The 10,266-nt window shown below is 35.9% G+C and carries 14 protein-coding genes; all 14 read left to right on the top strand.

Annotated features, from left to right (window positions below; all coding sequences use genetic code 11):
- Positions 1-53: 53 nt before the first annotated feature.
- The 14 genes from AAGD66_RS02115 to AAGD66_RS02050 all read left to right on the top strand — a co-directional run bounded on the left by AAGD66_RS02115 (position 54) and on the right by AAGD66_RS02050 (position 10,237).
- Positions 54-695 carry a glycoside hydrolase family 25 protein gene (locus AAGD66_RS02115; protein WP_341814510.1) on the top strand — a complete coding sequence of 214 codons (642 nt, stop codon included), beginning with the start codon at positions 54-56 and terminating at the stop codon, positions 693-695.
- Positions 689-2,104 carry a phage portal protein gene (locus AAGD66_RS02110; protein ID WP_341814509.1) on the top strand — a complete coding sequence of 472 codons (1,416 nt, stop codon included), beginning with the start codon at positions 689-691 and terminating at the stop codon, positions 2,102-2,104. The genes AAGD66_RS02115 and AAGD66_RS02110 overlap by 7 nt, the downstream gene beginning before the upstream one ends.
- Entirely contained in the window at positions 2,104-3,117 is a 1,014-nt protein-coding gene (locus AAGD66_RS02105) for a S49 family peptidase (protein ID WP_265024422.1), read from the top strand. Before AAGD66_RS02110 ends, AAGD66_RS02105 begins: the two co-directional genes overlap by 1 nt.
- A gap of 145 nt (positions 3,118-3,262) precedes the next feature.
- Positions 3,263-3,634, top strand: a complete 372-nt coding sequence (locus AAGD66_RS02100; protein WP_265024421.1) for a head decoration protein — start codon at positions 3,263-3,265, stop codon at positions 3,632-3,634.
- A gap of 24 nt (positions 3,635-3,658) precedes the next feature.
- A complete protein-coding gene (locus AAGD66_RS02095; RefSeq protein ID WP_341814508.1) occupies positions 3,659-4,663 on the top strand; it encodes a major capsid protein in 1,005 nt (334 codons plus the stop codon).
- A 96-nt stretch (positions 4,664-4,759) separates the two neighbouring features.
- The gene (locus tag AAGD66_RS02090) at positions 4,760-5,077 is read left to right on the top strand and encodes a hypothetical protein (RefSeq protein ID WP_250120149.1); all 318 of its coding nucleotides are present in this window, start codon (positions 4,760-4,762) and stop codon (positions 5,075-5,077) included.
- 19 nt (positions 5,078-5,096) lie between these two features.
- On the top strand, positions 5,097-5,591 hold the full coding sequence (locus AAGD66_RS02085; RefSeq protein WP_410529790.1) for a phage tail protein: 495 nt from the start codon (positions 5,097-5,099) through the stop codon (positions 5,589-5,591).
- Positions 5,588-6,064, top strand: a complete 477-nt coding sequence (locus tag AAGD66_RS02080; protein ID WP_264685224.1) for a hypothetical protein — start codon at positions 5,588-5,590, stop codon at positions 6,062-6,064. Before AAGD66_RS02085 ends, AAGD66_RS02080 begins: the two co-directional genes overlap by 4 nt.
- The gene (locus AAGD66_RS02075; protein ID WP_264685225.1) at positions 6,051-6,515 is read left to right on the top strand and encodes a phage baseplate assembly protein V; all 465 of its coding nucleotides are present in this window, start codon (positions 6,051-6,053) and stop codon (positions 6,513-6,515) included. The genes AAGD66_RS02080 and AAGD66_RS02075 overlap by 14 nt, the downstream gene beginning before the upstream one ends.
- Positions 6,516-6,770 carry a PAAR domain-containing protein gene (locus AAGD66_RS02070; protein WP_264704364.1) on the top strand — a complete coding sequence of 85 codons (255 nt, stop codon included), beginning with the start codon at positions 6,516-6,518 and terminating at the stop codon, positions 6,768-6,770.
- A gap of 2 nt (positions 6,771-6,772) precedes the next feature.
- Positions 6,773-7,099 (top strand): GPW/gp25 family protein, encoded by a 327-nt coding sequence (locus AAGD66_RS02065; protein WP_264704365.1) that lies wholly within the window; start codon positions 6,773-6,775, stop codon positions 7,097-7,099.
- A gap of 2 nt (positions 7,100-7,101) precedes the next feature.
- Complete coding sequence (locus AAGD66_RS02060) at positions 7,102-7,902, top strand: baseplate J/gp47 family protein (RefSeq protein ID WP_341811539.1); 801 nt, start codon at positions 7,102-7,104, stop codon at positions 7,900-7,902.
- Positions 7,903-8,180: 278 nt separating this feature from the next.
- Positions 8,181-9,341: a phage tail protein gene (locus tag AAGD66_RS02055; protein WP_341811540.1), complete on the top strand. Its 1,161-nt coding sequence runs from the start codon at positions 8,181-8,183 to the stop codon at positions 9,339-9,341.
- 167 nt (positions 9,342-9,508) lie between these two features.
- The gene (locus AAGD66_RS02050) at positions 9,509-10,237 is read left to right on the top strand and encodes an ankyrin repeat domain-containing protein (RefSeq protein WP_341814507.1); all 729 of its coding nucleotides are present in this window, start codon (positions 9,509-9,511) and stop codon (positions 10,235-10,237) included.
- The last annotated feature ends 29 nt before the right edge of the window (positions 10,238-10,266 follow it).

Here is a 10,266-nt window from a genome sequence, read left to right as displayed (position 1 = left end):
GAAGTTGCATGATAGAAAATGGATACCCAGATTTTCTAGAGCATTTGAGGTATATGATAGCTACCGCTACACCAGGTATGCTTATAAATGCAGTAATAGATTTGTCGCACTGGAATCAGGAGATAGATTTTAGATTAACAAAAGAAGATGGCATAGTAGGCATAATTCACAAAGCCACCCAGGGGGTAAAGTACGTAGATCCTGAATATACAAAAAGGAAAAAAGCCGCTGAAAAAGAGGAATTGCTTTGGGGTGCATACCATTTTGGTGTCGGGGAAAAAAGCGGCAAAGACCAAGCTGAGCATTTTCTCGAAACAATTGGTGATAGTTCAAATATATTGTTAGCCCTTGACATTGAGGAAAACAAAGATGGAAAAAGCATAATGCCAAAACAAGCAGAGGACTTTGTAAATAGGGTCTATTTAGTAACCGGACGTTTGCCGTTAATTTATGGAAGCCCTAGTTTTCTCAAGGATTTTGCCACCCCAACTTTAACAGAATGTCCACTATGGTTAGCAAAATGGGGAACAAAACTGACATTACCAATAGGATGGAGGAACTGGACTCTATGGCAATATACCGACGGTCAAACAGGAGCAAAGCCGCATGAAGTAGAAGGAATCGGAAAATGTGACAGAAACAAATTTAACGGAACTTTGAAAGAATTAAGAGAATTTTGGTTATCAGGATGTTAAAAACCTTCAAACAATTATTTGGTAAGCCAAAAATCAAAAGTTCTGCATGGGATGCAGCAGGCTCAGGAAGAAGGGTAATGTATTGGCAAGGAGAAGCAGGAAGCATAAATAATTTGCTTTCTCAAAGCCTTGAGCACTTGCGTAGCCGCTCTCGTGATATGGTAAGAAAAAATCCATATGCAGCAAATATTATTGATACAATAGTAAGTAACTCTATTGGAACAGGAATAAAACCGCAATCAAAAGCAAGAGATGGAGAATTTCGAAAGAAAGTACAAGAATTATGGCTAAGATGGACAGATGAAGCAGATAGTAACGGAGTAAGTGATTTTTATGGATTACAAGCTCTAGTATGCAGAAGTATGATAGAGGGAGGAGAATGTTTTATACGTTTAAGAACGAGAAAGCTAGAGGATAGATTTTCTGTACCATTACAACTGCAAGTACTTGAGTCTGAACATTTAGAAAATAAAACAAATAAAACTTTAGCAAATGGTAATGTAATAAGAAACGGGATTGAGTTCAATAGACTTGGGCAAAGAGAAGCATATTACTTATTTAGAGAACATCCAGGAGAAGGCTCATTTGGAGAATCAGTGAGAGTACCAGCAAACGATGTTTTACATATCTATAGACCACTAAGACCTGGGCAAATTAGAGGAGAGCCATGGCTTTCTAATATACTGCTAAAGCTTTATGAACTTGATCAATACGATGATGCAGAATTAGTGAGAAAAAAGACAGCAGCAATGTTTGCTGGATTTATTACGAGACTCGATCCAGAAGCAAATATCATGGGAGAAGGTGAAAGTAATGAGCAAGGAGTAGCACTATCTGGCCTGGAACCTGGAACAATGCAGCTTTTAGACCCAGGAGAGGACATAAAATTTTCAGAGCCATCAGATGTTGGAGGAAGTTATGAAGCATTCATGAGACAGCAACTGAGGGCAATAGCAATAGGTACAGGAATAACATATGAGCAGCTAACAGGAGATTTAACAGGTGTTAATTACTCATCAATCAGAGCTGGATTAATAGAGTTTCGTCGTCGATGCGCTATGCTGCAACACAACATTATAGTATTTCAGTTTTGCAGGCCAGTATGGAGTAGATGGCTAGAGTTAGCAGTACTTTGTGGAGAACTGAGTATAGATGAAAAAGTAGTAAAAGCAGCGAAAGAAGAAGTAAAATGGATACCACAGGGATTTGATTGGGTGGATCCACTGAAAGACCAGCAAGCACAGCAAATGGCAGTAAGAAATGGATTTAAGAGTCGAGCAGAAGTAGTATCAGAAATGGGTTACGATGTAGAAGAAATTGACCAAGAAATAGCAGAAGATCAAAAGCGAGCTAATTCTTTTGGACTTTGTTTCGATTCTGATGTTAATCATAAAAGGGAAGGAAGGTGATGTGGATAAATAAACCAGTAATGGTAGAGAGAAGAAGCTTTGAACTACTATCATTATATAACAGCAAACAACCTATCTTTAAGAACTTAAAGCATTTTCATATAAACCCAAAAGGAATAGCAATAATACGTATTTATGGAGTTTTGACAAAAAAAACAGAAGCTTTTGATCATATTTTAGATATGACTTCGTATGAAAATATTCATGAAGAGATAGAGAGTGCTTTAGGAGATAAAAGCATAGAGACGATTCTACTTGACATAGACAGTCCAGGAGGGGAAGTAAACGGTGTCTTTGACCTAGCTGATTTTATTTATGAATCAAGAACAAAAAAGAGAATTATTGCAATAGCAAATGATGATGCATATTCTGCTGCATATGCTATAGCTTCTAGCGCTGAGAAGGTATTTGTGAGCAGAACTTCTGGTGTGGGCAGTATTGGAGTAATAGCAAGTCACATAGATCAAAGTAGGTTTGATGAAAGGCAAGGTATTAAGTACACCACAATCTTTGCTGGTAGTCGAAAGAATGATTTAAACCCGCATGAGCCAATGACGTCTGAAAGTCTGGGAAGCTTACAAAAAGAAGTAGACCGACTATATGAAATGTTTGTGCAGCTGATAGCAAGGAACAGAGGTCTTTCAATTGAAAAGATTCGATCAACAGAAGCAGGGCTGTATTTTGGCGAGAAAGCAGTAGAAATAGGTCTTGCAGATGGAGTTACAACATTTTTTGAATTTATCAACAATCATAAAAGTAGGAGTGTTAGTATGACAACTATTGAGGAGAACTGTCGTAGAGAAATTTTAGAGATAATAAGATTATGTAATGTATCAAAGATGCCAGAAAAGATAGGAGAATTTATAGAGCAAGGCGTAAGTGTTGAGCAAGCACGGGAAGTTTTAATGGAGTTACTTGCAGAGCGAACGAAAAAGACAGAGATACTGAGTGCAATACCGCGGAATTCGCAGGAAGATTTGATGACACAGGTAGCAAGAAGTCGTAGGAGTTAAAGTATTTTTATAACCGCCGTATATAGTGCTCTGCGGTAAATAAGTGTCCAAAATGCGCCATAATGGCTAATTATAAGGTAATAACCGCGGTGTATAGCAATTGTAAACGCGGCGGTAAAAAAATAAAAAAAGGAGAGAAAAAGACATGATAAGTATAACTGAAGGAAATAATTTAGGCGATCTTCTGAAATATGAAGTGTCCAACCTATATTCAAGAGACCAAATAACAGTAGCTAAAGGTCAAAATCTTAAGCTTGGTGCAGTAGTTGCCAAAAAGACGGAAGATGGTTTTATTAGAGTACTTAATCCTGCTGGAACAGATGGCACACAAACAGCAATAGGTGCAATAGTAAGTGATGTAAATGCGACAGAAAATGCCAAAGCAGTAATTATTACTCGTGGTGCAATACTAGCAGATCATGCAGTTGTGTGGCCAGCAAATATCACTGAAGAACAGAAAGCTGAAGCAATAAAGCAACTTGAAGCACGAGGGATCATTATCCGCAAGGGAGTTTAACTAAAATTAATAAGGAGAAAAAGAATGCAAAATCCATTTACAAATACAGCATTTAGCATGACAGCGCTAACAAATGCGATAAATATATTGCCGATAAATTATGGACGAGTTGAAAATCTAAATTTATTTCCAACTAGGTCAGTAAGATTTAGACATATTACCATAGAAGAACACAACGGAGTTTTAAGTTTATTACCAACACAAGTTCCAGGAGCACCAGCAACAGTGGGAAAACGAGGAAAACGGAAAATAAGAACATTTACGATTCCACATATTCCTCACGATGATGTAGTGTTACCAGAGGAAGTACAGGGAATAAGGGCATTTGGATCAGAGAGTGAACTTAAAGCGCTGGCAGACGTAATAACTGACCATTTACAGCTAATGAGAAACAAGCACGCAATAACATTAGAGCATTTGCGAATGGGAGCGCTGAAGGGAATAATTTTAGATGCTGATGGGTCAGAATTATTAAATCTGTACAACGAATTTGAAATCACACCAAAAGTAGTAAATTTTGCACTAGGAACTGCAACAACTGATGTAAAGCGTAAGTGTCTGGAAGTACTCCGGCATATAGAAGATAACTTAAGTGGTGAATATATGACAGGAGTACATGCCTTGGTAAGCCCTGAATTTTTTGATGCATTAACTTCGCATAGTAAAGTGAAAGAAGCATATGAAAGATGGCAAGAAGGAGCAGCGCTAAGGAATGATATGAGATCAGGATTTACGTTTTGTGGAATCACGTTTGAGGAATATAGAGGGCAAGCAACTGATCCTGAGGGAAATGTAAGAAGGTTTATAGAAAGAGAAAGTGGAAACTGTTTTCCAGTAGGAACAGCAAGTACATTTACGACATATTTTGCACCAGCAGACTTTAATGAGACAGTAAATACACTAGGAAAACCACTCTATGCAAAACAAGAGCCAAGAAGATTTGATAGAGGGACCGATTTACATACACAGTCAAATCCTCTGCCAATGTGCCATAGGCCTGGCGTATTAGTAAAAGTCGCTATAGCATAACATACTGGTAGAGTAATTACAAGTTGGTGAGGCACAGAACGACTCTACCGGTATGCGCTTTCTTAGCATGTAAAGGTTAGTATATCAAAAAGAAATATGCAAGAGAATATTAAGCGATTATTGGAGGATTGTTTTAAGCATTTAGGAGTGGAAGCCACATATTGTAATAAAAATAAGGAGGGCATTCGTAGAATAAAAGTGCTAATTAAACGTCCTGAGACTACGTACTCTTTAGGTGCAGGTGGAGAATTAACTCAGCAAATTGCTTCTATAGAAATACGTGATCAGGACGTTACTTCCTTTAGCATAGGCGATTATATCAAGATTGAAAAAAGGTTCTACAAGATTTTTGAACCACCGTTAAAAGATTCTTCGAGTGAAATATGGAAAATTGAAGCAATAGAAAGTGTTTGATATTAAAATTAGTAACAATATTAATGAAATAGTCTACAATATTGACGAAAAAGAGCAGAAAGTAAAACTGGCAGCTATAAAAGCACTAAATAGAACAGCACTATGGCTAAAATTGAAGACAGCAAAAGAAATTAGTGAGGAAAAGAAGATAAAATTAAGTTTGATAAGAAAGAGATTAAGAATTTTTAAAGCAAAAACAAGCAGATTAGAAGTGTTAATTAGAGCAAATCTCTACGACATTAGAGCATCGACAATTGGCAAAATACAAAAAACAAGAAGAGGATCGAAAGTAGGAAAGCATGAGTTTATAGGAGGATTTGCAGCAGTTATGCCAAAAGGAAATAGCGGTATGTTTAAACGTGAAGGAAGAGCAGCATTGCCAATAAAGGAAGTTAAATTGTCACTCGAACCTGAGGCTTCAAGGATAATAGGGAATCTTGTTAATTATGAGGTTGAGAAAGTATTTACAAAATTTTTTGAACGTGAATTAAGTTATATTACAGGAAGTGTATGAATTTTAAAGATTTGCATAACGCAATTTGCACCACACTGAAGAAAGAAATACCAGCAATACAGACATGTGAAATTTATCCATCGATAAGAAAGGAATTAGTAGCGCCAGCGGTGTTTGTGGAACTTAGCGGATTTGAAAAAGGACATGATCCTGGAACAGAAGAATTAGCGCTGAAAGCAAGATTTGAAGCGAGGATTGTGATTGATAGCACAATAGAAAATGCAGCTATTATTGTCAGGTCATTAGCAGCAGAAGTAGCAAAAGTAGTAGATAAAAATACTTGGAACGTAAAAAATGTTTCACCAGGAGAATTTATCTCTGCAGAAGTTGACGAATTTAGACCTGAATTAGATGCATATCTTGTGTGGATGGTAGAATGGGTGCATACAATACACGTAGGGCGATCTATTTGGAAAGAAGGAAAATTTATGCCACACAAAATAGAAATCGGTGAAATAAATGTTAGAGAATAATTTTGCGATTGCAGAATTACAGAGGAAATTAGCCAATATTGTCCGTATAGGAGTTGTAAAAGAAATAGATTGTGAAAAAGCAAAAGTAAGAGTGAAAATAGGAGAATTTTTAACAGATTATTTACCATGGATAACAAGCAAAGCAGGAAAAGATAGAAATTGGTCTCCACCAGATATCGATGAACAAGTAATGGTATTTTCTCCTCTTGGTGAACTATCATTAGGAGTGGTATTAGGAGGAATATATCAGGAAAAATACTCTGCACCAGAGGATAAAAAAGAAATAAATAGTGTGAAGTTTCAGGATGGAACAAGATTGTTATATGATAAAGAGAAGCATCATTTAGAGATTGAAGTAGTAGACAAAATAACACTGAAAGCTGGGGAATCGAGCATAGAGATGACGAAGAGCGAAATAAAACTGAAAGCAGATAGAATAAACCTTAATTAAATGAATAAATCGGTTGTACGAGTAGGAGATTATTGTGTAGAAGTAACACCGCATTTTTGCATTAGTGGGAGTAACAATGTTTCTGTAAATGGTAAGCCAATGTGCAGACAAGGAGACAAATTTAGTGAAGGAAGAGCATTAACTGAAGGATCAAAAACAGTGTTTGCAAATGGGTTTGGAGCGGGAAGAGTAGGAGATATAGTTTCATGTGGGTTTAAAGTAATAAAAGGCAGTGAAAACGTGTTTGCAGGCTAAAAATGGAAGGGATGGACTCCAAAACAGGAAAAGAATTAGAAGGAATAGAACATCTGAAACAATCAATAATTGATATACTGACCACTCCTATTAACAGTAGGATAATGAGAAGGGATTATGGGTCTAGACTATTTGAATTAGTGGATAAACCAATCAGTAGAGATTTAACACTTGAGATATATGCAGCAACAGCAGAAGCTTTAGGGAAATGGGAAAAAAGATTTAAATTAGAAAAAGTAAAAATAACAGAGGTGAAAGAAGGAAAAGTAACGCTTGACCTAGAAGGATTATACGTACCAAGTGGGAAAAACATTCGCTTTATAGTATAAAGATGCAGCAGACTAACATTATTGAGCGACTGAACTTCGAAGAAATTCTGTCTCGGATGAAGGAAGAGTTAGTGAAGTGTGATGCAAGTTTTACAGCATTAGTAGAAAGTGACCCAGCGATGAAGGTATTAGAAGTAGCAGCATGGAGGGAATTGTTACTAAGACAAAGAATAAATGAATCAGTAAAGAGCAATTTACTAAAATTTGCAATGGGAGAAGATCTTGATAATTTAGCTGAGTTTTATGGAGTGGAGAGGCAAAAAGAAGAAGATGATGAACGATTTAGAAAAAGAATTAAAGCAAAGATAGTAGGCTCAAGCACGTGTGGAAGCAAGGAGTATTATAGGTATCATGCACTGTCAGCAGATAGTAGAGTAAAAGATGCATTAGTAGAATCACCTATACCAGGAAAAGTACAAATTTCAATCTTATCAACACAATTATCCACAACTGGCATAGTATCAGAAGAACTACTTAAAATTGTAAAAAAGCAGGTTACTAGAGATGATATAAGGGTTTTAACCGATACATTAACAGTGATAGGTTGCAATATTACGGAAATAGATATTCACAGCAGAATGAGCATAAGTCCTGTGATATCGAAGGAGGAAATCAAGAAGCAGTTTATTAAGAAGTTTGAATTAGCAAAAAGATTAGGATGGAATGTTACAAGATCTTGGATAATAGCAAACCTATTTGTAGAGGGTGTAGAAAACGTAGAATTAATCGAGCCAAAAGAGGATGTTGTAGTATTGGGGAATGAGTGTGCAGTGCTTGGCCACGTCAAGTTAGATAGGATTTAAAACGTATTTTTTTGTTTTGTGCCAGTGAGGGGATTGCGTTCAATAAGTGGTTTAAGGTTTACTGGATAAAAATGCCCAATGTTAGGGAGACGAAAGTATTGATTTTCTTCCAGAAGTTGTAACTTGTTTTTTAAAGTATGGATAGTATGGTCAAATATTATGGAAAGTGTTTTCGATATTAAGAACATCTTTATTTTTGATCAGTTCTGAAATGATCTCTTGCTTACTCATAAGCTACCTAAATAAAGGAAATTAAAGCAACTTGAAAGAAAAGACAAATGAAAAGTTTATTACCGCCAAACGCAACAAAGCAAGAAAAAGCGCTGGTTAATGCAATAGATTATAAGGTTGATCCGAGCTGTATCAGAGGATTTAAGTTTAGTCTTAAAGAAGAAACATTGCCGTGGTTAGTTGAAGAATATGGATTGGGGGAAATTCTACGTTGGATAAGGGATAAAAGAAAAGCCGTAGTAGAAGGAGTAAAATTTCAAAGACTGAGAGGAACTCCAGCATCACTAAAAATAGCACTAAAATGGGCAAATATAGAAGATATTAAAATTATCGAAGAACCACCTGGTAAACATTTTTTTGAGTTGCAAGTAGGGATAAAAGAGGTACCAAATGACTTCTTCGTAGATGCAGTAGTAGAGCTGGCAAAACTATTACTGCCTGTAAGATCCAGATTGATGAGGATTTTTAACGATTATTATAATGCGCAGAGATTTATATTGGATGAGAGTTTATTTGGAGATCTTCTTTCTGATTATTCAGGGGTAAAAATAGAAAAAGATGGACCAGTGTTATCATTTGGAAGAGTAAATTTTTTCAGGTCTAGTGGTCCAGTTATTAGGATTATAGAAAACTATCTACGCGATCATTATGAACGAGCTTTAAGCAATGATATATATCGCCTAGATGTAGCAATCCTTGGAGAAACCGAGCCTCACACAAAGAATTATAACGGTATTTATGAAAGAAATCATTTGTGGTACAACTTAAAAGCACTATATCCATTACCACAGAGTTTATTACCATCGATTAAATTTGCAAAAGCGCAGATAGTATTATCAGACAGTTGGGATTTAGGAGACATAAATACGTGCTTTCCAGTTAGTAGCGTAGAAGAAAGAGGAAATAAATTTGTATTGGGAAGCGATAAACTTTCAGGGCAATATTGGAATTTAAAACACAAGCCAATTTTAGAAAGATTTAGCGTTACTCACAACTATAAAGCAAAAAATTATACAGATCAGAAGGTCAGAAAATATGTTTTAGCAGAACACAACGTTTACTATAAAAATGATTTAGAGCAAAAAGACTCAATACACGAATTAGAAAATTACATTTTAGTATTTTACCCAGGAGTACTAAAGTGGCATGAACATCGACATTTGCACAGAAGTTGGAAAAATAGTCAAGTAATATCTCTAATAAGTTAAGTACTTATATTTAGATCCTCATATATTATATTAACAATAGTTTAAAGTGTATGAAATAAAAAGAAAAGGACTTGCTTTCTTATGCTAAAAAGGACATGAATTAAATAGCAGCAGGTAAACATAAGAAATTTATCTGGCGCTAGAAAAGCTAATTTTGTGAGGTAAGTATGAAGTTTAGCGAAGAAAAGAGAGAATCTTTTAGTAAGTTTTTTAAAGAAGTATCAAGTAACGGGTTTAAAAACATTAATAAAAGAAATGAAGAAGGAGAGACGATATTGCACCAAGCAGTAGAAATCTCTGATTACAAAACAGCGAGGTTATTAATAAAAAAAGGGGCAGAGGTAAATGCAAGAGATAAAAATGGTTATACACCACTACACTGTGCAGTATTTGCGAAAAGCTTAGAAAATGTAAAAGTGCTGCTAAGGGAAGGAGCAGAAGTAAATGCCACTCAATATGTCACTGGATGTACGCCACTACACTCTGCATGCAAAATAGGAGGAGCAGGAGTTGAAATAATAAAAGAGCTAGTAAAAGCAGGAGCTGAGGTTAATCAACTGAATAAATATGGTGCAACACCAATGTATTACATTTGGGAAAGTGAAAAGTATCGTCTATGTGATAGCAAAGAGAGTGAAAGGGCGAGTAAATTTCTGAGAGAACAAGGAGGAATAACAAGAAGTAGAGAACTGACATGCTATGGAATAGAGAGGCTAGTGGGAGAAATAGCAGACATGTTGAATGGGAGCTACATGCCGGAGCTAAAAATAATAGAGATAGGAGAAATAAGGAAGAGAGACAAATCGCTAATAAAGGAAGAATGTAAAAATTTAGCAAGCAAGATAATGAGCCAAGTGAACGAAATGATAGATGAGGTAGCGAAAAGGAAGGTTTAAAAGAGGGATTTAAATTTAAAGAAAAGGTG

The organism is Wolbachia endosymbiont (group A) of Dendrolimus pini (assembly GCF_964026835.1).
Classification (GTDB): Bacteria; Pseudomonadota; Alphaproteobacteria; order Rickettsiales; family Anaplasmataceae; genus Wolbachia; species Wolbachia pipientis.
This window is presented reverse-complemented; position numbering and strand designations above follow the sequence as displayed.